Raw genomic sequence first — 25,560 nt, 5'->3', positions numbered from 1 at the left:
GCCTATTTAAGTGATGTGCTGAAAAGGTTGCCAACACATAAAGTGCCCCAAATAGAAGAATTACTACCTCACCGCTGGAAACCTGAACCCCGTTAAAACTTGGCGATGGCGTTCAGCGGATGCTTACATTCAAATGGACTAAATGGACCTTCATCTGGATCAAGAGAAAGAACAGCTGTACCTTTTTCATTTCCAGTTAATTTCCATGAATCCATTAAATCATAGATTTCGTCATCTACTGAAGAGTATCCTAAATTGTATAGTTTTTTTAAAAAGACTCTGAACTTTGCTAATTTATATTCATACTTTTTATCATTAAAATATTTTTTATATTCTAAAATTCCTTTTAAAGTAAATTCTGACTCACCTGTCAAATCAGGATATTTAAGCGCATAACGGATCATTTCTGCTGCATGTGTGCTTGAGCTATATTTAGCAAAATTGATAAAAGTATTTAATACGTCAGATCTAACTTCCTCCGAAAATTTCGAAAGATTTGACATATCAGCTTTGTTGTTAATATCCAACACCCATGTATGATCATAAATATCAACCTGATAGCCTTTGAATGTAGTAAAAGTATTTTTCGACTTATCTAAACTATCGACTTGAGGTAGTTTACTCATTTTTTATCCTCAAAATTTTCTTGAATACTTAAACCTACTTCCATAGCTCGCTTATTTTCTGCACGTCTTGAATATCTTCTCGCACTTTGTGAATTTGGTATCCAACCCATCAGATATGCTCGATCTCTCTCAGCCTGATCTTCTGTTATTTTTCCAGATTTAATTAAAGTCTGAACTTTATCTGTATATTTATCATTCCATGTATGCCTAAATGCATGTGCATGCACATTGAATAAAACGACTTCAGAAATTTCTGAAAAAATTTTGTCTAGTGCATTAATTGAAAGCGGCTGCCCCTTATTTGATAAGATCAAAAAGTCTGTTAACTCTGCATTAGGCACTGTCGATCTATGATTTAGAATATAGATATCCAATTTTTTCTTTAGATTCTGGTTGAGTGCAATTGATCGACTTCTAGTCTTTACCAAAGGTTGATATAACCGAGGATCACTATCATCATGAGGATTACGTCTAATAGTCAGATAAGGTGTACCCGCTTGAGGAGGGGTTATATCTGTAATTTTTAAATTTAATAATTCTCCTTTACGACATCCTAAGTATAAAAACAAATAGATAATCAGCTCATTTCTATAAACTATGTAATCTGAAATCCAAATACGATTCTGATTATCAGGATTAACCGCCTTTAAAATTTTATCTACCTGCTCATCATCAAAGGACACATATTCAGACTGACTATCCATGGGCTTACAAGGCCTACGAGATGTTAATAAATTTTTTGTGCTTGTTATTACTGATGAATGAAAATATATCTCTAGCCACCCAATATATTCAGCAAAATTAGTTAACCGCCGATATATCAATTGTTTGGATACATAGTCCTGAGTAATAACCAATTTTGCTCTAGCTCGCTCTTTGTTATTACTTTTTGGAAAACTTATGATCTTTTTTTTTGAAGCTGTCCCGCTTAATCGGCTACGATTGAAACTGGTTAAATTTACTAAAGCTTCGATTTCATTTAATTTTAAAAAATCTTTATTTTTAATCCTTTGTTCCAAATCAATTCCTAACTTATCCAATAACTGAAACAGCAACTTAATATCTTCTAGAATAGCTGTAATAGTATTGATTGATTGACCACGATTTCTTAAATGAATGATCGTATATAAATTTGGATAAGTCATAGGAACGCCATCACTATTCAAAAGAACAGCAAATCTCTCTCCACTACTCATTACAAATCTTTTAACAGACATCATAATTAAATTTAACAAAATATCTAAGTATTAAATATCATAATATATTAAATAAAAAAATTTACAGAACTATTTCTAGTGTCTGTAAATTTCTTTTGTAACTAACTGCTAATAAAGAATAATTTTATAAACTTTACAAAACATGGTCTCTAGGGTGTACTAAAACGGTAAGTCATCATCCAAATCTGCAGGTGCAGGCGTTGCAGCAGGAGCTGGTTTCGGTTGCTGATAACCACCCTGGTTGCCATAACCACCACCGGCATTATTGTTGTTAAAACCACCTTGAGCTTGCGGCGCATAGCCACCCTGGTTGTTATTGCTATAACCACCGCCCTGGTTATTGTTAAAACGTGGCTGGCTAAAACCATTATCGCCCTGCTCACTTTGCTGACGACCAGAGTCCAGCATCTGCATTTGCTCGCCACGAATTTCTGTGGTGTAGCGTTCCTGACCATTCTGATCGGTCCACTGACGGGTACGCAATGAACCTTCAATATAGACTTTTGAACCTTTGCGTAAGTATTGCTGCGCGATTTCACCTAAACGGTTATGCAGCACAATACGGTGCCATTCGGTTTGCTCTTTACGCTCACCGGTGGTTTTATCGGTCCACGCATCACTGGTGGCAATGGAAAATTGAGTAAGCGAGCCACCATTCGGGAAAGTTTTTGTTTCTGGATCTCGACCTAAAGTACCAACTAAAATGACCTTATTTACACCACGCATCAGCTGTATTCTTCCTATTTGTTTCTATTATTTACTTTATAAGAGTTATGCTTAAATGGCTACCTCTTTACCCAACAAGTGCGTTAATTGTTGTCGCGCAGTATCATCAATTTGCTGTTTATCGACTTTTATATAGGCAACTTGCTGTTCAGACATCACCACGACTTCTTCAATACCATGAATGGCCAAAAGTTGAGAAGTCCACTCATCCGTTTGTTTGGCCTCAGGCAGGCGAAATACCATCGACGACAGATAACGCGGCTGGGCCAGACCAAAACTCATCAGCAGCCAAATTATAGCAACTGCGGTCAGAATACTCCAACCCATCGCCGTGTTATTCAGCAGTAACAGTTGCCCGCCAATCATGCCGCCAAAGAAGGCACCGAGGAACTGGCTGCTGGCATTGACGCCCATTGCAGTGGCTTTGGATTGAATCGGTGCCGCCTTCGATAACCAGGACGGTAACAGCGCTTCCATCACGTTAAAGGCAATAAAAAACAGGCCCAGTCCAATCAGCAGGATATATTTAGATTCAAAACCAAAAATCATCACGATCAGGCCAAGAATAATCCCGCCAATCGCGGTCAGGAAAATACCGCGCATTTTGCGATATTTTTCCGCCAGAATAATACTGGGGAAGGCAAAAAACAGACTCAGCACCAGCAGCGGCAAATACACCCAGCCGTGACTGGACAATGGCAGACCGGCATATTCAATCAGCTGCGGCGGTGCATAAATAAACATCGCCGTTAGCAGTAAATGCAGGGTAAAAACTGACAGATGCAGGCGGTTTAAATCGCCCATTTTTAGCACCTGTTTGAGCTGCGGCAGATAGCCCTGCTGGAAATTACGATGATGGCGCGTGACTTTAGGCACCAGCAGCAACATGGCAATGGCCGCCAGTCCCATAATGGTGGTCACCCAGAACAGCCCAGAAATACCAACCAGTCCGGTCAGCCACGGCCCGGCACTAAAGGCAATCACGAAGGATAAACCAATACTCATGCCCATCATGGCCATGGCTTTGGTGCGCTGTTCTTCACGGGTGACATCGGCCAGTAAAGCCATCACCACGGCAGAGACTGCGCCGCCACCGGCAATGGCCCGGCCAATGATGACCCCATAAATGGTCTCTGACATTGCAGCAATGGCACCGCCTAAAGCAAACAGTAACAGTCCAAGCACCACCAGCGGTTTACGGCTATAGCGATCAGCAATCAGGCTAAATGGAATCTGTAAAATGGCCTGGGTCAGACCATACACCCCAACCGCCAGACCAATTAAGGTCGGGGTTGCATATTGATAGGATTGCCCTGCCACCGAGAAAACCGGAATAATCATGAACAGACCCAACATGCGTAAGGCAAAAATACTGCTTAAGGCAAAAGTTGAACGGCGTTCTAAGGCATTCATCATATCAATAGGCTAAGTGCAACAATTTTGTATGCGAATATCCTACATCATTCATGCTGCAGATGCTGCGATATTCAGCACAATATTCTGCATCTGAACTGCCAGTCATAAAAAAGGTGCAATTGCTTGCACCTTCTTTAGATCAGACTGCAACTTAGTGCAGTGCCTGACGTTTTTTATATTGAATTGAGGCAAATACCGCCCAGACAATAAAGGCCACACCAATCAGACCGGTGACCACTTCCGGGACATGTAAACCGGTTCCGCTGGCAATCATGATAAAGGCCAGCGCACCAATCGCATAATGCGCACCATGTTCCAGGTAAATATAAGCATCCAGGGTGCCTTTTTCTACCAGATAAATGGTCATCGAACGCACGAAAATCGCGCCAATCGCCAGACCCAGCATGATAATTACCACATCCGAAGTAATCGCAAAGGCACCAATCACACCGTCAAAACTGAACGAGGCATCCAGCACTTCCAGATACAAGAAGCCACCAATACCGGCTTTCACCACACCGGTCGGCACGCCATTTTCATCATGACGGATCGCATTGCCATTTTCATCGACTTCAGGTTCGCCACCCAGTAAATGACTCAATACCTGTACACCAATATAAATCACGATGCCCCAAATGCCGGCCATGGTGACTACCAGACGTTTGTCCTCAACCACATTGGCCGCCATGATCAGCAAGGCCACCAGTGCAATAAAGACCGACATGGCCGGTACACTGGCCAGATTGGATAAACGGCGCTCAATCCAGCGGAACCAGTGGGTGTCTTTTTCATCATCGAGGAAGAAGTTCAGGAACACCATTAACAGGAAGGCACCACCAAATGCTGCAATTTCAGGATGATGCGCCATTAATTTGGCCGAATATTCTTTCGGATTATTCAGTGCCAGCTGCACCACTTCCATCATGCCCATATCGGCTGTGACGGCAACAATCACCACCGGGAAAATTAAACGCATACCGAATACGGCAATCAGAATCCCGACCGTCAGGAACAGCATTTTCCAGAAATGGTCCCAACCGCGCAGGACTGATGCGTTAACAACCGCGTTATCAAACGATAACGACACTTCCATAATGGCGAGAATGGCCGTAATGGTCAGTGCTGTGAACATGGTTTTCAGGCCTGCTTCCGGGCCGTGGGTATAGCCCCAATAAGCAGACAAACCGAGACACACGATCGTAAATGCAATAGAGAAACCAAAATGTTTCATCATGACAAATCGACCTATGACATTATTAGATAAAGAAATTCGGTAAATATTAAACTTGAATTACACCGAATGCGCCGCGTGCATCCTGCTGAAGACATGCAGGACCTCGGCGATAGAGATATGGCCGCTATTATGACGCTTTTTGATGACGATGCCAAAACACTTCGTATGCTTTTTTGTTGATTCTGATACAAATCAAAGCGGCTCATCTTTGCAGCGCAAGTATGCTAGTCTTTGGGCATTGATCTTGATGCTTTACAGGAACCGGACATGCGTTTTTCTGAACAATTGTGGCAACAGAATTTAGAACTGTATCAAAACACCCTGGCCCTACCCTTTAACCAGGAACTGGCGCGAGGCAGCCTAAGTCGTGAGGCCTTTAGCCACTATGTGATTCAGGATGCGCATTATTTACTGGCCTATGGCCGCGCGCTGGCGGTGTGTGCTGCCAAAGCCTTTGATGCCGATGATGTGATCCAGTTTGCCGAAGCCGCCAAGGTAGCGATTGTGGTAGAACGTTCGCTACATAACGGCTTTATGCAGGATTTTGGCATTAGCAAAGAACAGTTTGAAAATACGCCACTGACCCTGGCCTGCCATCATTACACCAGTTATCTGGTTGCCACTGCCTGGTCGGAGAGTTATCCGGTGGTGCTGGCCTCATTATTGCCATGTTTCTGGATTTATGCCGAAGTCGGTAAAGATATTGTCGGTAACTCGGTCGCCAACAATCCGTATCAGGCCTGGGTCGATACCTATGCCGGCGAAGAATTCCATACCGCAGTGCGCAATGTGATTGCCACGGTTGACCGCGTGGCCGAGCGCTGTGATGAAGACACACTGGCGAAAATGCGTCAGGCCTATACCACGGCTGCCAAACTGGAATGGCTGTTCTGGGATAGCGCTTATGATCAAAGACAGTGGTTAGGTGTGGATGATTAATCCAAAATACCTATTTCTTTTCGGCGGAGTCTTACAGCTATAACATAAATTGAAACAGCTCATTCGTTACTTTGGTTTCGCCCAAAGTAACCAAAGGCATTTGCCATTCGCAAAACTCGTCGATTACCGAAAAATATAAAATTTTTCGCAGAAACATTACTTTAAAAAAGTAGTTCTGCCTCGAACAGTTGCGAATGGCTATTCCACGATAGCAAATATTTTTGATGCTTTAATTTTTGTTTATTAAATCATTACTGCTGAAACATCTGCCAGCCATAAATCAGCCCTGCCGCAGCCACAATCCAGCAAAGCGTTGCTATGCCTAAACAGGATCACATCAACATTTTGCTTGCCAGCATATAAACCATCAGCAGATAAATGGCATAGGGAATTAAAGACCATAAACCCAATAATGCCATTTTACGCAAAGCTTCTGCACCCTACTGTTGCGATACAATCACATGGGCGATTAAAGCAAAAGTCGAAAAGAGTGACACCAGACCGGCGATATAAAACGCTTTATTCTTGGACAGAAGGAAAATAATAAGTACAACCGCTGCCCTAAAATATATTTCAAAAATAAAGCCAGCATCCCGACCCATCCGAACTGATCAATTGATTAAGCCGCATAGTCTAAGCTGCAAAATATCGTTTACTTAAACTAAGTTCAGCACAATCAAAGCCAGCAGTGCAGGCAATGCCTGAATATAAATAATCTTTTTACTTGCGGTAATACCGCCATAAATCCCAGCAACCAGCACGCAGCCCAAAAAGAAATTCGCCAGTGCAGGTGCATAGCTTACAGGCGCAAGTAACGACCAGATCAGGCCTGCGGCTAAAAAACCATTATACAGACCCTGATTTTGTGCCAGCACCTTGGTCAGTTTTGCCTTTTCCGCAGTATTGCCAAAGGCTTTCATGCCCAGAGGTTTATCCCACAAAAACATTTCCAAAATTAAAATATAGAGATGCAACCCAGCAATCAGGGCGATCATAACTTTTGTAATAATCATGAGATTTCCGTTTTTTATTTTTCAGACGATATTTTGTATTTTAACGATGAATTAGTCGAAATACTGAATTTCAATATCTAAATCTATGACTTGCAGGTACAGAGAAAGACCATTTCCATGCCTTGAGTTTCAATCCTTGACCAGTCCGACACAAAATGTCGTTTAAATTCTTTTTAATACAGCTTGAACATTTTTCATGCGCTATCATATATAGGTTTTTGATGAATTTTCTAGGATCATTGCATGAGCCAAAGTCATATCCGTATTCGAGGCGCACGTACCCATAACCTGAAGAATGTGAACCTTGATATTCCACGCGACAAGTTTGTGGTGATTACGGGACTTTCCGGTTCAGGTAAATCTTCCCTGGCTTTCGATACCCTGTATGCCGAAGGACAGCGCCGTTATGTCGAATCGCTCTCGGCCTATGCGCGCCAGTTCCTGTCACAAATGGAAAAACCGGAAGTCGACTCGATTGAAGGCTTAAGTCCGGCGATTGCCATTGAGCAGAAATCGACCAGCCACAATCCGCGTTCTACCGTCGGTACCATTACCGAAATTTATGACTATTTACGTCTGCTCTATGCACGCGTGGGTACGCCCTACTGTCCGGAACATGACCTGCCGATGGTGGCGCAGACCGTGTCTGAAATGGTCGATGTAGTCAAAGGTCTGGAAGAAGGCACCGCCCTATTACTATTGGCACCGGTGGTGCGTGAACGTAAAGGCGAATATACCCATCTGTTTGAACAGCTGCAAAGCCAGGGGTTTGTCCGTGCCCGGGTAGATGGCGAAATTATGGAGATTGATCCGCCACCAGAACTGGACAAAAAGAAAAAACACAGCATTGAAGTGGTGGTCGACCGTTTTAAAGTCCGGGATGATTTGGGCAACCGTATTGCCGAAAGTTTTGAAACCGCTTTACGTTTAGGTGGAGATATTGCGATTTTATCGTGGATGAAAGGCGAACATCCGGACCGGGTATTCTCGGCCAAACACTCCTGCCCGGAATGTGACCGTGCCGTGGCCGAACTGGAACCGCGCCTATTCTCGTTTAACAACCCGTTTGGTGCCTGTCCGGTCTGTGATGGTCTGGGCACACGCAGCCATTTTAGTGCCGACAAACTCATTCCCAATCCGGAACTTTCTTTAAGCCAGGGTGCAATTCGTGGCTGGGACCGTCAGCGTCCTTATTATTATGGCATGCTGCAAAAAGTTGCCGATCATTATGATTTTTCGCTGGATACACCGTGGAATGAACTGGACAAAGACACCCAGAAAAAATTTCTCTACGGCAGTGGCCGGGAAAAAATTGACCTGAGCTATGTCGATGAACGTGGTCGTCGCCATAACCGGGTACAGCCGTTTGAAGGGATTTTGCCGCATCTGGAACGCCGCTATCGTGAAACGGAAAGTAATTATGTCCGCGATGATCTGGCGCAGTATCTCTCCAATGCCGCCTGTGATGCCTGTGATGGTTCACGTCTGAATGAAATTTCGCGTCATGTGCGAGTCAAAGACAAAACCATCAGCCAGATTACCAAAATGTCGATTGGTGACGCCGAGCATTACTATCAGAACCTAAATCTGGAAGGTGCCAAAGGCGAAATTGCCGACAAGATTTTTAAGGAAATCCGTGAACGTCTGCACTTTCTGGTCTCAGTCGGCCTGAACTATTTGAGTCTGTCACGCTCTGCCGAAACGCTCTCGGGTGGTGAGGCCCAACGCATCCGTCTGGCGTCGCAGATTGGTGCCGGTTTAATGGGCGTGATGTATGTGCTGGATGAACCGTCTATTGGTCTGCATCAGCGTGATAATGACCGCCTGCTGGAAACCCTGATTCGCCTGCGTGATCTGGGCAACACTGTACTGGTGGTCGAACATGATGAAGATGCGATTCGCGCCGCAGACCATATTATTGATATCGGGCCGGGCGCCGGCGTGCATGGCGGGAATGTGATTGCTGAAGGGACCTATCAGGAACTGGCGGCCAATGCCAACTCCCTGACCGGTCAATACCTGTCGGGCAAGCTCAAGATTGAAGTGCCGAAACAGCGCATCCAGCCACCTAAACCGGACGAACAGATCAAGCTGATGGGCGCCTGCGGCCATAACCTGAAAAATGTCGATCTGACCCTGCCTTTAGGCGTGATGACCTGCGTTACCGGGGTATCCGGTTCGGGTAAATCGACCCTGATTAACCGTACCCTGCTGCCATTGGCCGCAACCCAGCTGAATGGCGCCACCACGCTCAGCGCGGAAAAGTTTGACACCATTGAAGGACTGCAATTCCTGGATAAAGTGGTGGATATTGACCAGAGTCCGATTGGCCGTACCCCGCGTTCCAATCCGGCCACCTATACCGGTCTATTTACCCCGATTCGTGAACTGTTTGCCCAGACGCCTGAAGCCAAAGGCCGCGGTTATGCGGCGGGCCGTTTCTCCTTTAACGTCAAAGGCGGACGCTGCGAGGCCTGTGAAGGTGATGGCATGATTAAAGTCGCCATGCACTTCCTGCCAGATATGTATGTGCCATGTGATGCCTGCCATGGCAAACGCTATAACCGCGAAACCCTGGAAGTGCATTACAAAGGCAAAAATATTTCCGATGTGCTGGAAATGACGGTCGAAGATGCCATGCACTTCTTTGATGCCATTCCGGTGATTCACCGCCGTCTGGAAACCTTGAATCAGGTCGGTTTAGGTTATATCCGTCTGGGTCAGTCAGCCACCACCTTATCTGGTGGTGAGGCGCAGCGGGTCAAACTGGCACGCGAACTGGCAAAACGGGATACCGGTAAAACCCTGTATGTACTGGATGAACCGACTACTGGCCTGCATTTCCATGACATTGCCAAGCTGCTGGACATTCTGCATGAGCTACGCAACAAGGGAAATACCATTGTGGTGATTGAACACAATCTGGATGTGATTAAAACCGCAGACTGGATTGTGGATTTAGGCCCGGAAGGCGGTGCCGGCGGCGGGATGATTATTGCCGAAGGTACCCCGGAAGATGTGGTGAAAGTGAAAGTCTCACATACCGGAAAATTCCTGAAACCGATGTTGAAGTAAAATGAAAGGGCTCTGAGGAGCCCTTTTCTTTGTTATTAGATTCACCTGAAAAATATCAAGATATATATTTAAAATATTTTTCTATTTTAATTTACGGTTTAGAGCATACTTTCCACCCTATTCCGCCCCTTCTCTTTGGCCTTAAATAAGGAATGGTCTGCCCGGCCAAACAGTTCCATCCAGCTGCCTGCATCTGCGGCGACCCCGGCACTGACAGAAATATTTAACAGCGTGTCCAGTCCCGGCAGGGTCAGAACATTCTGGCTAATTTCCTGACGTAATTTCTCGGCAATACTCAAGGCCCCGTCCAGATCAATCTGCTCAATCAGAATCAGGAATTCATCGCCCCCATAACGCACAATCAGATCAGATGAACGCACACTGTGTTTTAACACTTCGGCAATTCCCTGAATCACCCGATCTCCGACAATATGCCCATACTGATCATTGACCTCTTTAAAGTCATCAATATCAATAATAATTAAACCGGTTTGATGGAGCTTGTCCGGATTCTGGTTCAGATATTGAATATATTCTTCCAGCGCCAGACGATTGGAAACTCCGGTCAGGGTATCGGTATTGGCCATATTGCGTAGCTGGAATTCCAGCAAATCCCGTTCAGCCAAACGTGCCTGCAACTGCTTGAGCGCAGCAAATAAAGAGGTGGGTGAGGAATCTGGAGCTGTGGCCGTCTGCGGCTGGGCTTCAGATAACTCTAAAATCAGATCCCGCGCTTCAATTAAAGGTTTAAATACCTTAAAACGCGCATAGACCATGGTAAACAGCGCCGCCAGCAAGGAAATAATCGACACCGACAGCGTCAGGATAAACTGCTGCCAGGCAGCATGACGCTCCTGCTGAGCCAGCCAGACACTATAATCCAGCAGATATTTCTGCAGATTCACCACTGTCGTAAATTTATCGACAATCTTCAGAGTCAATTCAGTTCCGCTTAATGAATACGGGCGCGCATGCAGACTTTCTTCAATCAGCTGGCTGACAATGGGAACCCCCTGATCCAGATATTTTTGTTTAACCTGTTGATGCAGTCCCAGATATTCAGGCGTTTTGTGCTGTTCAGGCTGAATCGAGTTGACCAGATCCCATAAATAATAAGACTGTCGCTGGCTCTGTAAGGAATAGGCCAGGTTCTGTTCAGAAATCGGTTCTTTAAAAGTCACTGCCGCCATAATCGTCGAGGCCAGACGTCCGGCCTGATCACGTAAATCGGCCAGTACCAGTATCAGACTATAAGACTCCGACAGCATGGTCTTTTTGCCTTCCGACTGCATCATGACATGCTTCAGCACCTCATAGACTTCATCCCAGGCATGAAACATGGCCTGAATGGCCTGATCCAGCTGTGCTGAACTGCGCTGGGCATAGGGTTGTGCTGCATAGGCATCCACCGCAGCACGTCCTTTTGCCAAAGCCGGTGTTAAATCGGTGGTCAAGGCATTGGCCTGTGCCGCAAAACCGGCGCTGTTTAACAGTTGCATGGTGTGTTCAATCTGCAGATCGACCCGCTCTCGAAACAGGGTCAGCTCTTTCAGGTTGGCACTGAGTTCATCTGCAGTACTGGACATGACCTTATTGGCGGGGCCACGTTCGCGTGAAATCTCATTGGCCAGATCGGCCACATGACGTAAGACTGAAATTTCGGTCAGCACCACATCGGACTGCTGATAAGAGCGATAACTCTTCAGTGTCACTGGAACCGAAATAAACAGAATCGACAGGATGATAATGAGCATGGAAATAAACAGACGCTGCTTAGTATTCTCTGAATGCAAGCGATGGGACATGTTTATAACCTCACTACCATGAGCATGAACTGAACGTATTGAATCAACAAGCGCAGATCAACGACCTGAAGCGGATGACCACACTGCTGAGGAAAAAATAACAGGACAGCGGTAGCGTTCATTCAACTATAAGTCGAATAAATCAGCAAGATAACTAAAAAATTGTGACAAGGCTAACAAATTTATTGATTAAGTTGAATAAAAACCGACGAAAATAGAGTAAGTTTCTATTTTTTTTGAAGGGCAACCGAGATTGCATTCTCTTAAAAATTAAATATAAGCCAATGATTTATATAATAAAAATAAGGTTTTAAAAATTGTATAAAAAATTAAAGAAAACATTTTACAGCTGCATCAAATAAGTGCATAATGCACCGCATTGGGGCGACTTTAGATATTCCTCAGCAGAATTTTAAATTTTCCCGCAAATTTTGGCTAAAAAATCCCGGTTTTCATTGAAAACCGGGATTTTTTTATGGTCATATATTCAATAGCGCTTTTTAATTCAAGAAATATTGCACCAACACAGTGCACAATAAATTTATACTTAAGCAGTTTTTAATCCTGACTACAGGGTTCAGGCATAAAAAAAACCCAGCCTTGGGGAAAGCTGGGCATATAAAAAGTAAAACTTTGTGGAGAATCTCAGTGCAGTTCCTCTAACCTCTAGTCCTGCATCAAGAAAAATCATGACCGAAATCACAATTTCGATAAAGCTAACCAAACGGTATAACTTTACCTAGCCATTATGATACTTATAACACTTTTTGTAAAGCCTATTAAAATAGTCTGCTTTTAGTTTAACCAGTATTAATAGTCAGCGAATTTAGACCTATAAAAACCAGAAAACGTAGAAAAAAAGTAAAGCGTTATCAATTTCAGCTACATAATCCTGGTCTTAAGCTTCATTTTTTAAGCTTTATGCGCTGCTTCTCACATTTTTATTAGATTGCTTTTATAGATAATTTATATTGAATCAATTCAGATTAACTATAAAGAAAAGTGAGGCAGCAAGCACTTTTCTTTCGCAAATGAGATTTAGCCGCTTGTTCTTTATACACTTTTTAGGTTGACAACAGATTTATTAATTGACTACTTTTTCGCCTATACATATTTTAGAGCAATTACTCAACTAAATAATCTCCTTTGTCTTCATTGACTTAATAAATTGTTACAATACAATGCCTATTGTTTAATCCATTTTTAACAAAACTGGTAACTATCATGAAAAAACTCGGTTTAGCCACAGCTTTATTATTAGCCATGACCGGTGCTCAAGCGTACCAATTCGAAGTTCAAGGTCAATCAGAATTCATCGACAATACTGCAAACAACAATGACTTCTCTGGTGCAATTCAAGGTACTTACTACTTCAAAAATGTTGATTCAACTAAAGGTCCTTTAGCTGAAGCTGCGTTTTTAAACCAAGCATCAAATGTTTCTTTAGCTTATAGCTATGGCGAACTTCAAGAAGATGGCGAGCGTGATGTTGTTCATGCTTATGGTGCTAAAGCTGAAGCATATGTTCCGACAAAATTTGTTCCAGCCTATGCAAGCGCGTCTTATAACCATACCATCGTAGACAACAAAACTGGTTTTGCTGATGACAATGGCGACCGTTATGCCTTAGAACTTGGTGCATTAGTAGCGCCAAACTTCCTGGTTGCTGTAGGTTATACCAGCGTTGCAGACCAAGCGTCTTTAGATGCTTTCAACATTGTTGCTAACGGTGTTGCTAAAGCAGGTCTAGAATCTGCAACAATCGCAGACGATCAAGATGCTATTACTGCACGTACTAAATACGTGGGTGCAATTGATGGTACAAACATGGCAATCGGTTTTGAAACTGGCCTTGTTTACGGTGAAAGCACAGCGTACAACCTAAAAACTGATCTTTACTTAACGCCTGCTCTTAGCGTTGGTGCATCTTACATGGAGTCTAGCTACAACAACTCTCCAGACAAAGCTTGGGGTGCAAACGTAAATTACTTCATCACTCCTGCTGTTTCTGTAGGTGCAAGCTATGTAAATGCTAACTTCGAAGCTGCTCAAGCTGGCGAAGAAGATGCGACAGTACTTGATACTCAAACTGTTGGCTTAAATGCTAAATTCCGTTTCTAATCTGATTTAGAAACTGATGTAAAAAAGACGCTCTATGAGCGTCTTTTTTTGTTTGAAAGAAATGATTATTCCGGACTACGTACAATACTCAGGAAATATAAATGCCGTTCATATTGATCTAGGATATCCTGCAGTAAATCTTCCTGGGTCCAGTCCATCACATCGTAGTTCTGCCCGCCCTCTCTTAAAAATACCTCAGCCTGATAAAACGGCGCATCGGCCGTGACTTCTGGCATAAAGCTCGGCGGCACAGTTTCACGGGACACCACCTGATAAATAAAGTTAATCTCATGCTGATGATCGACCTTTAAACGCAGGCCATCTTCCAGCGAATCAATCGACACAGTCAGATGCCGCTTCTGGAATTCCTTTTGAATATTCTCAAAAGCCTGCTGTACCTGAACCTGAATATACTGTTCTACCTCAGCCTGGCTATGCGGATAATGCATGATCAGCCCCAGACGCTGTTGCCAGCTGCGTGGATTATGAATGGCGCGCGGCGTAATCCGCGCTTCCTGCAAGGCATTCATTTTGGTGACATCTAGCCGTAGGGCTTTGAGCAGGCCCCAGCACATCAGCAGCAGAATGAGGGTAAATGGCAAGGCACTCATAATGGTGGCCGACTGGAGCGCACTCAGGCCACCGGCCAATAGCAGGATAATCGCCAGCACCGCCATCAATACGGTCCAGAACAGCCGTTGCCAGACCGGAGAATGTTCCGTTTTTGCAGTGAGAAAATCTGTGACCAGCGCACCTGAATCTGCCGAAGTAACAAAAAACAGCATCACCAGCAGGGTCGCCAGCAGACTCATGATGGAGGCAAAAGGCAGATTACTTAAAAACTCAAACAGGGCCACCGAGGAGTCCTGCTGTACTGCGGTCATCAATTGCAGATTCGCTTCATGCAAAATGCTATACAGCGCGGCATTGCCCATAAAACCCATCCAGACCAGGGTAAAACCGGTTGGAATCAGCATTACTCCCACAATAAATTCACGGATACTGCGTCCTTTGGATACCCGGGCAATAAACAGTCCCACAAATGGCGACCAGGAAATCCACCAGGCCCAGTACATGATGGTCCAGCCCCCAATCCAGCCACTCGGTTGATAGGCATATAAATTGAAGGTCATATGAAACAGATTCGAGGCATACTGACCAATATTCTGAATGGTGGTTTGTAGTAAATAGATACTCGGCCCCGTTATAAATACAAATAACAGCAGCACCACCGCCAGCACCAGATTCAGCTCTGACAGCCGTTTAATACCTTTGTCCAGACCAAAAAACACCGATAAAGACGCCATGCTGCTGACCACAATAATCAGGATCATCTGGGTACTGGCACTTTGTTCAATCCCGAATAAATAATTCAGCCCCGAATTGATCTGAGTCACACCAAAACCTAAAGTGGTGGCAATTCCGAAGACAGTGCCGAGCGTGGCAAAGGTATCAATCCCATCTCCGAGCGGGCCGTAAATTTTTGAGCCAATCAGCGGATACAGGGCCGAACGGACTTTCAGTGGCAGATTGTGCCGGTAAGCAAAATAAGCCAGCGCCAGCCCAACCAGCGCATAGATGGCCCAGGCATGAATGCCCCAGTGGAAAAAAGAAATACGCATCGCCTGCTGCGCTGCCTGGATGGTGGCCGGCTCACCGACCGGTGGTGAAACATAGTGCATCACCGGTTCAGCCACGCCAAAGAACATCAGGCCAATGCCCATCCCGGCGGTAAACAACATTGCAAACCAGGAACCCTGATGATATTCCGGCTGGCTATGGTCCGGACCAAGCTTGATTTTACCCATATCGGACAGTGCTATATAAATCAGCAGAATCAGAAACACCGCCACCGACAGCACATAGAACCAGCTAAAAGAATCGGTAATCCACTGGTTCATGCGCTGGGTCAGCAGTTCAAAACTATTGGGCGCCAGCAGCACCACCGCCAGAAAAATCGCAATAACCGCGACCGTACTGATAAATACATTCGGATTGATATTGCCCCACCAGGGCAATTTTTCGGAAGGCATAACTCCCCCATTTTATTTTTAAAGATGATAGACAGACGCTTCAGGTCCGGGCAGCATTCACCGCAAAGGTGAACAAAAGATGAGTGTCGTGAGCTTAAACTCGCGCACAGCTTAGTCCTCTTGCAGCAGAAACACTATTGAACTGCTGTAACAAAATAGCCCAAGCCGATGATTAATCTTTGTTTCTGGGCAAATGACGAATGTATTGCAAGGCAATCAGCCGGGAAACAATTAAGGCCAGATACATCACCCCGCAAAACATTTGCAGCATGGCAATCACCCGTACTGCCGGACCAATCGGCATCAGGTCAGACAGGCCGGTGGCAGACTGCAAACTGAAACTCAGAAACAGTAGATCCAGCCAGCTTTGTAAATGTGGTTGGGTCGGATGATAAAAACTGGAAGGATCCAGTATCTGGCAAATATTGTAAACAAAGGCAAACGCCCAGGCAATTAAGGTGAATACTGCGCCGGCGGCAAACAGTTCATCGCGAGTCAGGTAACGGTCTTCAAACATATAACGCAGCAAACCATAGGCCGCACTTAAATAGGCCGCGGCTTCAAAGGCATGACTAATCACCAGCACGGTCGGGTTATTAACCCCCAGCACAATCAGCAGAGAAAAGAACAAGGCGCCCGTGACAAAGCTCAGCCCCAAAAAAGTAAACATTGGGGTCTGGCGAATGACTTTGGCAATTAACAGCAATACCACCACACCCAGCATCCAGATCAGCACGCGATAGGTGGCATGATGACTGAGCAGCGACAATACGAGAATAAAAAACTGCATTAACAGCAGCCAGGCCGAAGGCAACAGCCGGAATCCTTTCCATAAATCAATGAATGCTTGCATGGGTACATCCTGGGTATCTTGGTGTAATGCGGACATCACTTTCTTTTTTGTTCTGATTACCATAGCATGCTTAAAAGCGCAGACAGATCACTCCTTTGTATGAAAATTACAGAAAAAGTACGTCAAGAAATCACCCAGATTGAATTCCGGGATGACCTTTCTCAGGATAAAAAAATTGCCAAAATCACCCATCTGGCCTGTGCCACCTGTGCCGGTGTCGCCATTCAGCCCCTGCCTTTTGCCGATATTCTGATTCTTACACCCTTACAGGGCTACTTTGCCAGCCGGATTGCTGCCATTCACGGCATTAAACTGACCGACAATGAAGCGCTGGACTGGGTCAAAGAACTGATCGGGCTGGTCGGTTTGGGCATCGCCGCGCAGCAGATTGCACTGGGGGTCTGGAAAACCGTGACCTTTGGCTTTGGCGGCCTGCTGACCATTCCGCTGGTCTACGGCCTGACTTTTGCGATTATGAAAGTGGCCGATCTGTATTTTTCTCATAAAGCCCGCAATGAAAAGCTCAGTGAGGAACGCATTAAAGCGGTATGGAAACAGGCGTTCCAGCAAGGTAAAAAGCAGGGACAGGCTCAGACAGAACAGCTGCAACAGCCAGAGGATTAAGCCATGACCCGATGGTCCTCACCCTTACCGATTCACTATCTTCGTAAAAATTTTGATGCGCTGGCCATCACCACCGTATTGGCCAAACTGGCCTGGAACGCGCACACGCCGCAACTGACTGAAACAGATCAGGCGGTACTGGCTGCATTAAGACGCAGCCATGCTGAACTGGCAAACGCCCCTCTGGAAGATATTCAGGCTTATTTACAGGGTTTTGATGAACAGCAGATTGTCGGGCTGGTATCGACGGTCAAAGGCATGTTGCATGACATGGAATTTGTACGGTTAGACCATGAAGATGGCGACAGTCTATATGCCGCGTATCTGGACCAGCACGACCATACCGATTTTGATGTGCTTCTGGCCGATCAGCACAGCGGCGAAAGCTGGCAACTGCAACTAAAAGCCATCGAAGGTACTGGCACCGGCAAAGACTGGATTGCTGCCCCTCCTGAAGAAATGTTGCTTGCCACTGAAGAAATCGCGGCACAGTTGGGTCTGGAAAGTTCTGGTCTCAGCACCAAAGAGCTGACCCAGAGCGTGGAAGATGCGATTGATGTGATTGTCACCGCCAAAGACCCGAATGATGAACATTTCTGGGACTACTTTCCGGCCATCTCCGTGGCCAGTGTTTCACTGGCGATTTATGAACTGTTCCGGCGCTATCAGCAGCAGGAAATCAGCTGGTCAGAATTTAAATGGATGGCGGCCAAAGTATCTGGCATCAAGGTCAGTAAAATTGCCTTTATTGGTCTGCTGTTGGGTCTACCGGTGGTCGGTCAGGTCACGGGTGCCTACCTGGTCGCCAAGCTGTTACTGAATGCCAAAGCCACCTGGTTCGAAAAAGAATCAGCGCTATATCGCAAACTACAGGCCTACTGGGCCAGCAAGCAAAAACCGCAGCCATAAAAAAGCCCCTTGCGGGGCTTTTTTATGGCATATCTGCTCATCTTAGTGATCAGATGCACCTGAGATACCAATACCGGTTTGTGAGCGGACAAACTGTGCATCGAATGCTTTACGTTCCGCTTGTGCTTGCGCAGAGTTATCGGTAATCGAGAACAACCAGCAGCAGAAGAATGACAATGGCATTGCGAAGATTGCAGGACCATTGAATGGGTTGATTGGTGTGTCAGAAATTTGAAGCGTATCGACCCAAACTGCTTTAGACAATACAATCAAGGTTACTGCTGAAACTAAGCCTGCTACCCCACCAATCACTGCACCGCGAGTCGTTAAGCCTTTCCAGAACATAGATAGTACAAGTACTGGGAAGTTTGCACATGCTGCTACAGAGAATGCTAAACCGACCATAAACGCAACGTTTTGTTTCTCGAAAAGAATACCCAAGATCATTGCGAAGATAGCTAAGCCTAAAGTTGCAATTTTAGACATGCGCAGTTCAGATTCAGGTGTAGTTTGACCTTTCTTGAATACGTTGGCATACAAGTCGTGAGAGATTGCTGAAGCACCTGACAGGGTCAGACCGGCAACCACCGCAAGAATTGTGGCGAATGCAACTGCTGAAATGAAGCCCATGAACAGGTCGCCACCGACTGCGTCAGACAGGTGTACCGCCGCCATGTTGTTACCACCCACCAGCTCAAGCTTGCCAGTGACTGCCATTTTTGCGATATCCAGGAATTGCGGGTTGTTGGCCACATACAGGATCGCACCGAAACCAATGATGAAGGTTAACAGGTAGAAGTAACCAATAAAGCCGGTTGCAACCACAACAGATTTACGTGCTTCTTTGGCATCTTTTACCGTGAAGAAACGCATCAGGATGTGTGGCAGACCTGCAGTACCGAACATTAATGCCAGACCCAGTGAGATCGCATCAATCGGGTTAGATGCCAGGCTACCTGGACCCATGATATTGGCTGCATCAGCCAGGCTCAGGTCATGTACCTTCGAGAACACCTGAATTGATTGTTCAAACATGTTAGTGAAGCTGAAGCCCACGCCTTTCATTACCATGAAAGCCATGAAGGTTGCACCAGACAGTAACAGTACCGCTTTAATGATCTGTACCCAGGTCGTTGCCAGCATGCCGCCGAACATAACGTAAGCCATCATCAATAAGCCAACCAGCACAACTGCAATGTTATAGTTCAGACCGAACAGCAGTTTGATCAGCTGACCTGCACCCACCATCTGTGCAATCAGATAGAACGCGACGACGACTAGCGAGCTGAATGCCGCCAGGGTACGTACCGGTTTTTCTGATAAACGGAAGGAAACTACGTCAGACAGGTTGTATTTACCCAGGTTACGTAAACGTTCTGCAATCAGGAACAATACGATTGGCCAGCCCACCATGAAGCCCAGTGAATACAGCAAGCCGTCGAAGCCTGACATAAACACCATGGCGGAAATACCCAGGAAAGACGCAGCCGACATATAGTCACCGGCAATGGCCAGACCGTTTTGGAAACCTGAAATACCACCACCGGCAGTATAGAAGTCTTTGGTATTGGTGGTTTGTTTCGCCGCCCATTTGGTAATGAACAGGGTCGCACCCACAAAGATCAGGAACATGATAATTGCAGGCCAGTTGGTGGCTTGTTGTTCTGCTGCGCCCAGATCAGGTGCGGCAAAAGCCATACCTGACATCATCAACGCTGAAGCTGCAGCAGCTTGCGCCTTCAATGAAGTCCATTTCATCTTAGTCTTGTCCTTTTTGTTGTGCAATTGCTTCTACTTCACGCATTGCTTCTTCATTCAGTTGATCCAGCTTGTTATTCGCAATATAGGAATACACTGCACACAAAATGAAAGATAACACGATGATGCCCAGACCCAGTGGAATACCCCAGGTCGTCACGCCACCAGAAATGGAAGATAATAGAAACTCTTTGTTATAGCCAACTAACAACATGAAGCCGACATAAACGATTAACATGATTGCGGTAAGCGTCCAGCTAAGATTACGCTTTTTTGCAACCATTTCTTTGAATTTTGGATTGTGTAGAATTCGATCTACTTGAGCCTCATCCATAGTTTTACTCCTTGAAACGCCCAGCCTTAGGCGTAATTTTTAATTCGAATTGTATTCATGATGAAAACTAACAAGTTTGTAGGGTGCTTGTAATTTAGACTTTGGTCGTTAAATTTTGAGCAATTCAAACTGATGCGTTCACGAATAGAGTATTATAACGCGAGATAAATACACCGCGGGTATTATGAACAGCTGGCTGATTATCGGGGTGTTAGCCCTTTATATTGCATTACTTTTTATTTGTGCATTTTTTGGTGAAAAACATGCGAGCCGCCTCAGTACGCGCGGTCGTATGCTGCTGTTCAGTCTGACCTTGGGCGTCTACTGTTCATCCTGGACCTTTTACGGGGCCACTGGTGCAGCGGTGCGTGAAGGGATTATCTTCCTGCCGATCTATTTAGGGCCGCTGTTGTTCGTGGCGGTTGGCTATGACATCTGGCGCCGTTTGGGCCGGGTCCGGCAACATCATGCCATTTCCTCGATTGCCGACTTCGTGGCAGCGCGATATGGCAAAAGTGGTGCCCTGGCCTCGCTGGTGACCATTCTGGCAGTCATTGCGATTATTCCCTATCTGGCCCTGCAGTTACGCGCAATTGCCTTAAGTGCTGCCGTAATTCTGGATCAGACCACTCATGTCGAAAGTACCACCAATGGTGTACTGTTTTTAACCGCGCTGCTGGCAATTCTGGCGATGCTGTTTGGCACCCGGCAAATTGCCAACACCGAACAGCACGGCGGTTTAATGCTGGCGGTGGCGTTTGAATCTTTCGTCAAGCTGTTTGCCCTGCTCTGTGTGGCCGGTTTCTTTGTCTTTGAATCGGCCGATAACCTGAAGCAGATCAGCAATGATGTGGCCCAGACCTTCCATGAAGTGCAGCTGTTGGGCGTACCGGAAACTTTCTGGGTGCAAACCCTGCTGGCCGCACTGGCGATTATCTGCTTGCCACGCCAGTTCCACGTGGCGGTGGTCGAATTACGCGATGAAAAACATATTCGCGGGGCACGGCGCTGGTTTGCCGTTTATCTGATTTTAACCACCATCGCGATTATTCCAATTGCCAGCTGGGCCTTACATGCCGCGCCGCAATATCTGATGATTCCGGATGTCGCCGTGCTGTCCTTACCGCTCAGCTATAATCAGGAATGGCTGACCTTACTGGCCTTCCTGGGTGGTTTTTCGGCTTCAACCGGGATGTTGCTGGTATCTTCGGTGGCGCTGTCGATCATGCTCAGTAATGACCTGATCATGCCGGCGCTGTGGCGCTCGGGCCTGATTTCGCGTCATGACAAACGGTTGCCACTGGTGCTGAAATTCACCCGCCGCATCTGTATTCTGGCGGTGATGCTGCTCGGCTTCCTGTTCTTCCATTACTTTAATGATATTGACCAGCTTTCGGTCTTCGGTTTACTGGCCTTTAGTGCGGTAGCGCAGTTCTCCCCGGCCCTGATTGGCGGGCTGTACTGGCGCGGCGGCAGTAAACAGGGTGTTTATGCCGGCCTGATTGTCGGTTTTATCATGTGGGCCTATACCCTGCTCTGGCCAACAGTTTTACGCAGTCTGCCAGAGCAGTTCTCAGCGATTACCCAGTACTATTTAACCGTCGGTCCATTTGGCATTAATGGCTTACGTCCGGAAGCGCTGTTAGGTTTTGAATCATTTGCGCCGCTGACACATGGTGTGGTCTGGTCACTTGGTCTGAACCTATTGCTGTATGTCTGGGTATCGCGCATATTCCGCCCGAGTGTGGCTGAACAGATTCAGGCTGAAAGTTTCTTCTACTATGAAACCAAGCCGCTGCCATCGCACACCACCAGCAATGAAGTCAGCTATTCGCATCAGGATGTGGCGCGTTTAAAAGTCGGTGACCTGATTACGCTGGCCAAACGCATTACCGGCGATGAGCCAACCATGCAGGCCTTCCGGCAGTTCAGTGAACAGAATAATGTGGTGCTGAATGAAAACAGCAATGCCAACGGCATGTGGTGGCGTTTTACCGAACAGTACCTGGCCGGCACCATTGGCGCGGCATCGGCGCGAACCCTGCTCACCACGGCGATGGTCAACAATGGTCTGGCACTGGGTCAGGTCGCCAATATTCTTGACCAGGCCTCCCAATGGCAGCGCTTTAACCAGAATCTGATCATGACCATGATCGACCACATGACCCAGGGGGTGAGCGTGGTCGATGAAAACATGTGTCTGGTGGCCTGGAACAATCAATATCTGAAACTGTTTGATTATCCAAAAGATATTGTCTATGTCGGCTGTCCAATTGCCGACCTGATCCGCTATAACGCCGAGCGCGGCGAATGTGGCCCGGGCTCGGTGGAAGAACACGTGCGTAAACGGATTCACTGGATGAAAGTCGGCAGTGCGCATGAGTTTGAACGTATCCGTAAAGATGGCCGCGTGATTCAAATGCGCGGTAATCCGATTGAAGGCGGTGGCTTCGTGACCACCTTTGCCGATATTACCGCCTTCCGTGAAAATGAAGCTGTCCTTGAAGCACGTGTACAAGACCGTACCCAGCAATTGGCCGATGCCCTGGCCGAACAGCAGCTGGCGCGCGAACAGGCCGATAAAGCCAATATGTCCAAGAGCCGCTTTATTGCCGCGGCCAGTCATGACCTATTACAGCCGATGCACGCAGCCCGTCTGTTCAGTACCGCGCTGGAGCAAAGCATCCAGTCAGATGATGACCGTAAAACCTTGCAGCAGCTGGATCGTGCGCTGCATGGGGCTGAAAGCATGCTGTCTGCACTGCTGGATATTGCCCGTTTAGAAGGCGGCACTATTCAGCCAAAACGTCAGCCTTATCCACTGCATGACCTGCTCAGTGATCTGGAACTGCAATTTAAATCCATTGCTGCACAGCGTGGCATCCAGTTTGCCGTGCATGATGCCCAGTTCTGGATTGACACCGATCCGCAATGGATTCGCCGGATTATCCAAAACTTTGTCAGCAATGCACTGCGTTATACCGCCAAAGGCAAAGTCGTGGTCGGGGTATTACGTTCTGCACAGCGTCCGCAGCATATCCGCATCGGGGTCTGGGATACCGGTCCCGGCATTGCCGAAGAACAGCGCATTAAACTGTTCCAGGAATTTGAACGTTGCGGCCATACCTCGCCGTGGGGTGAACAGGGTCTGGGCCTCGGTCTGGCCATTGTGCAGCGTATGACCAGCCTGCTGGATTATCCGGTCTATGTCTATTCCACTCTCGGACAGGGCTCCTGCTTCATGATTGAAGTACCGGTGGTGGATGCACCTAAAGCCGTGGCTGCACCGGTTCAGGCCGTACCGCTGAAAACCAAGGCCTATAAAATTCTGTGTCTGGATAATGATGAAACCATTTTAGAAGGCATGGCGACCTTATTGGGCAAATGGGGCTATCAGGTCTTTAAAGCCACCGAACCGGAACAGGCCCTGGAGATTATCCAGCAGGAAAATATTCAGGTCTGGCTGGTCGATCAGCATTTAAATAACAATAAAGTCGGTCTGGACTTTATTCTGGCCAACCGTCAGGAAAATGTACCAGTGGCATTAATTACCGCCGATTCGGATCCGGAATTACCGCAGCGTCTAAAAGAGCTGAATATCGTGTTGCTGAAAAAACCGCTGAAACCGGCCTCCTTGCGAGCCTGGTTATCCGGTCTGAAAATTTCAGCTTAGGCTGACATATTTTGAAACCTCTTTGCGGCTTCGGTAACAAAGAGGTTTTGTATTTTGGGCCTGAAAATGGCGATTTATTGCAGCCCGCTAGGCAAAACTGCTCAAAACAGGCGCTATCTGCCTGACAGCCATTGGCAGAAAATTCCATTGAATTATTTACTATGGCAAAGGCTACCAAAAATCTCAGTGTACAGCTGTATACCTGGTTACAAAATTTTAATCTTATGATTTTTAAAATTATTTTTTGATTAAAAAATACACATTAGACTTTAGTCGTATATCTGATATGTAGCAATACGCGCATAAAAAAGACATTAAAAAGAAAAGATCAGTGTTTAGTCTGGAGATGAGCCCCTGAACGTCCTGTCCGGAGCTGATCATCATCCAGCCTAGAGGAGTTTTTTGATGAGTCTTTCAAGCGCAGTACAGCAAGGTCATGAGCAGAACCAACAGTTTCACCGTCAGTATGGCGCCAATGCCCTGTTGCCGGCCATCGACTGGAAAACCCTGTTTCAGCACAGCAAATTAGAACATGCGCATATTGAAGCCCTGAATACCATTTATCAAACCGCTGTACCGCTGGCCTTACAGGTCTTTGATGAACTGCATTTTGATGTATTTAGTCCGGCAGCCTATAAACCACAAGGACTGGGCCTGTTTGAAAAACTGTCTGAACAGGAACAGAAACTGCTGCGTTCGCTGGAAACTGAATGTGACTGTCTTGGTGCCACCACCCGTCACCAGATCTGGAGCATGCTGCTGCGCGGTGGTGCGGTCCTGGTATTTAAAGCCTGGCTCGGCAAAGTCAAAACCGATAAAACCGAACTCGATACCAGCCAGTTTGATGAACTGTCCGATTTACTGTTTATCAAAACCCCGCCGCATGAACTGGCACAGCGTTTAGGTGTGGATATTCATTCCCATGAAGATCATATCTTCCTGATGTATGGCAATGATGTCTATTTGGACCGTTTTAACAGTCTGGAAACTGCCGCGCTATTTGTCGATTTAGGCGTCTATGATCCGGCATTTTTAAGCCTGCGCGATGACCGTATTGCCGACTACTTAAAATCTCAGGACTATGTGACTCAGGAACAGATTGATGAATTGCAATGCGCTTTGAATCCGCTGTTCTGTACCGATGCCACACCGAAACAGGATTGTCTGGCTTAAGCCTTAGCCGATCTGCAAAACAAAAAGGACA

Annotated in this window: 18 protein-coding genes and 2 pseudogenes; 8 read left to right on the top strand and 12 right to left on the bottom strand. The window is 46.2% G+C overall.

The window, feature by feature from the left end; all coding sequences use genetic code 11:
• Positions 1–96, top strand: a 96-nt coding sequence (locus FTT63_RS15900; RefSeq protein ID WP_139133946.1) for a transposase domain-containing protein, incomplete at its 5' end; no start/stop codon positions are given.
• 32 nt (positions 97–128) lie between these two features.
• Here the strand turns inward: FTT63_RS15900 and FTT63_RS03105 are convergent.
• From FTT63_RS03105 to FTT63_RS03085, 5 genes and pseudogenes are all read right to left on the bottom strand, one after another.
• Positions 129–626 (bottom strand): annotated as a pseudogene (locus tag FTT63_RS03105) (site-specific integrase); the annotation flags it as partial.
• On the bottom strand, positions 623–1,846 hold the full coding sequence (locus FTT63_RS03100) for a site-specific integrase (RefSeq protein WP_104988036.1): 1,224 nt from the start codon (positions 1,844–1,846) through the stop codon (positions 623–625). The gene FTT63_RS03100 and the pseudogene FTT63_RS03105, both read right to left, overlap by 4 nt.
• Positions 1,847–2,002: 156 nt before the next feature.
• The gene (gene ssb / locus FTT63_RS03095) at positions 2,003–2,569 is read right to left on the bottom strand and encodes a single-stranded DNA-binding protein (protein WP_075175360.1); all 567 of its coding nucleotides are present in this window, start codon (positions 2,567–2,569) and stop codon (positions 2,003–2,005) included.
• Positions 2,570–2,620: 51 nt separating this feature from the next.
• Entirely contained in the window at positions 2,621–3,985 is a 1,365-nt protein-coding gene (locus tag FTT63_RS03090) for an MFS transporter (RefSeq protein ID WP_075167305.1), read from the bottom strand.
• Positions 3,986–4,136: 151 nt separating this feature from the next.
• Positions 4,137–5,219, bottom strand: a complete 1,083-nt coding sequence (locus tag FTT63_RS03085; protein ID WP_005180731.1) for a DUF475 domain-containing protein — start codon at positions 5,217–5,219, stop codon at positions 4,137–4,139.
• 267 nt (positions 5,220–5,486) lie between these two features.
• Here FTT63_RS03085 and tenA point away from each other — a divergent pair, with 267 nt between their 5' ends.
• Positions 5,487–6,158, top strand: a complete 672-nt coding sequence (gene tenA / locus FTT63_RS03080; RefSeq protein WP_127799434.1) for a thiaminase II — start codon at positions 5,487–5,489, stop codon at positions 6,156–6,158.
• Positions 6,159–6,409: 251 nt separating this feature from the next.
• Here tenA and FTT63_RS03075 read toward each other — a convergent pair.
• Both FTT63_RS03075 and FTT63_RS03070 read right to left on the bottom strand, forming a co-directional pair.
• Positions 6,410–6,750 (bottom strand): annotated as a pseudogene (locus FTT63_RS03075) (GlpM family protein).
• 64 nt (positions 6,751–6,814) lie between these two features.
• Positions 6,815–7,171, bottom strand: coding sequence for a DUF1304 domain-containing protein (locus tag FTT63_RS03070; RefSeq protein ID WP_171525390.1), 357 nt, complete (start codon positions 7,169–7,171; stop codon positions 6,815–6,817).
• A gap of 243 nt (positions 7,172–7,414) precedes the next feature.
• Between FTT63_RS03070 and uvrA the strand changes: the two genes are divergently transcribed.
• Positions 7,415–10,246 carry an excinuclease ABC subunit UvrA gene (gene uvrA, locus FTT63_RS03065; protein WP_168408644.1) on the top strand — a complete coding sequence of 944 codons (2,832 nt, stop codon included), beginning with the start codon at positions 7,415–7,417 and terminating at the stop codon, positions 10,244–10,246.
• Positions 10,247–10,344: 98 nt separating this feature from the next.
• Here uvrA and FTT63_RS03060 read toward each other — a convergent pair whose 3' ends face one another.
• Positions 10,345–12,051 (bottom strand): GGDEF domain-containing protein, encoded by a 1,707-nt coding sequence (locus tag FTT63_RS03060; protein WP_180191986.1) that lies wholly within the window; start codon positions 12,049–12,051, stop codon positions 10,345–10,347.
• Between the two features lie 1,221 nt (positions 12,052–13,272).
• Here FTT63_RS03060 and omp33-36 point away from each other — a divergent pair.
• On the top strand, positions 13,273–14,172 hold the full coding sequence (omp33-36, locus tag FTT63_RS03055; protein WP_265088073.1) for a porin Omp33-36: 900 nt from the start codon (positions 13,273–13,275) through the stop codon (positions 14,170–14,172).
• Between the two features lie 65 nt (positions 14,173–14,237).
• On the opposite strand, the gene FTT63_RS03050 is transcribed toward omp33-36, so the two are convergent.
• Positions 14,238–16,205 (bottom strand): choline BCCT transporter BetT, encoded by a 1,968-nt coding sequence (locus tag FTT63_RS03050; protein WP_104513202.1) that lies wholly within the window; start codon positions 16,203–16,205, stop codon positions 14,238–14,240.
• Between the two features lie 172 nt (positions 16,206–16,377).
• Entirely contained in the window at positions 16,378–17,058 is a 681-nt protein-coding gene (locus FTT63_RS03045; protein WP_104505648.1) for an ion channel, read from the bottom strand.
• Positions 17,059–17,157: 99 nt separating this feature from the next.
• Here FTT63_RS03045 and FTT63_RS03040 point away from each other — a divergent pair, with 99 nt between their 5' ends.
• On the top strand, positions 17,158–17,682 hold the full coding sequence (locus tag FTT63_RS03040) for a DUF697 domain-containing protein (RefSeq protein ID WP_045796211.1): 525 nt from the start codon (positions 17,158–17,160) through the stop codon (positions 17,680–17,682).
• Between the two features lie 3 nt (positions 17,683–17,685).
• Positions 17,686–18,591: a hypothetical protein gene (locus tag FTT63_RS03035; protein WP_168408642.1), complete on the top strand. Its 906-nt coding sequence runs from the start codon at positions 17,686–17,688 to the stop codon at positions 18,589–18,591.
• 42 nt (positions 18,592–18,633) lie between these two features.
• Here the strand turns inward: FTT63_RS03035 and FTT63_RS03030 are convergent, their stop codons facing one another.
• Positions 18,634–20,349, bottom strand: coding sequence for a cation acetate symporter (locus FTT63_RS03030; RefSeq protein WP_168381580.1), 1,716 nt, complete (start codon positions 20,347–20,349; stop codon positions 18,634–18,636).
• 1 nt (position 20,350) lies between these two features.
• Positions 20,351–20,683 carry a DUF485 domain-containing protein gene (locus tag FTT63_RS03025; protein ID WP_005180745.1) on the bottom strand — a complete coding sequence of 111 codons (333 nt, stop codon included), beginning with the start codon at positions 20,681–20,683 and terminating at the stop codon, positions 20,351–20,353.
• A gap of 184 nt (positions 20,684–20,867) precedes the next feature.
• Between FTT63_RS03025 and FTT63_RS03020 the strand changes: the two genes are divergently transcribed.
• Together FTT63_RS03020 and FTT63_RS03015 are read left to right on the top strand one after the other, a co-directional pair.
• Positions 20,868–24,356, top strand: a complete 3,489-nt coding sequence (locus tag FTT63_RS03020) for a PAS domain-containing hybrid sensor histidine kinase/response regulator (RefSeq protein ID WP_180191985.1) — start codon at positions 20,868–20,870, stop codon at positions 24,354–24,356.
• Positions 24,357–24,761: 405 nt separating this feature from the next.
• Positions 24,762–25,529 (top strand): hypothetical protein, encoded by a 768-nt coding sequence (locus FTT63_RS03015; protein WP_005180752.1) that lies wholly within the window; start codon positions 24,762–24,764, stop codon positions 25,527–25,529.
• Positions 25,530–25,560 lie beyond the last annotated feature (31 nt).

The organism is Acinetobacter sp. C15 (assembly GCF_013420645.1).
Lineage (GTDB): Bacteria > Pseudomonadota > Gammaproteobacteria > Pseudomonadales > Moraxellaceae > Acinetobacter > Acinetobacter indicus.
The sequence above is the reverse complement of the archived record's forward strand: the minus strand, read 5'-3'. Positions and strand labels throughout refer to the sequence as shown.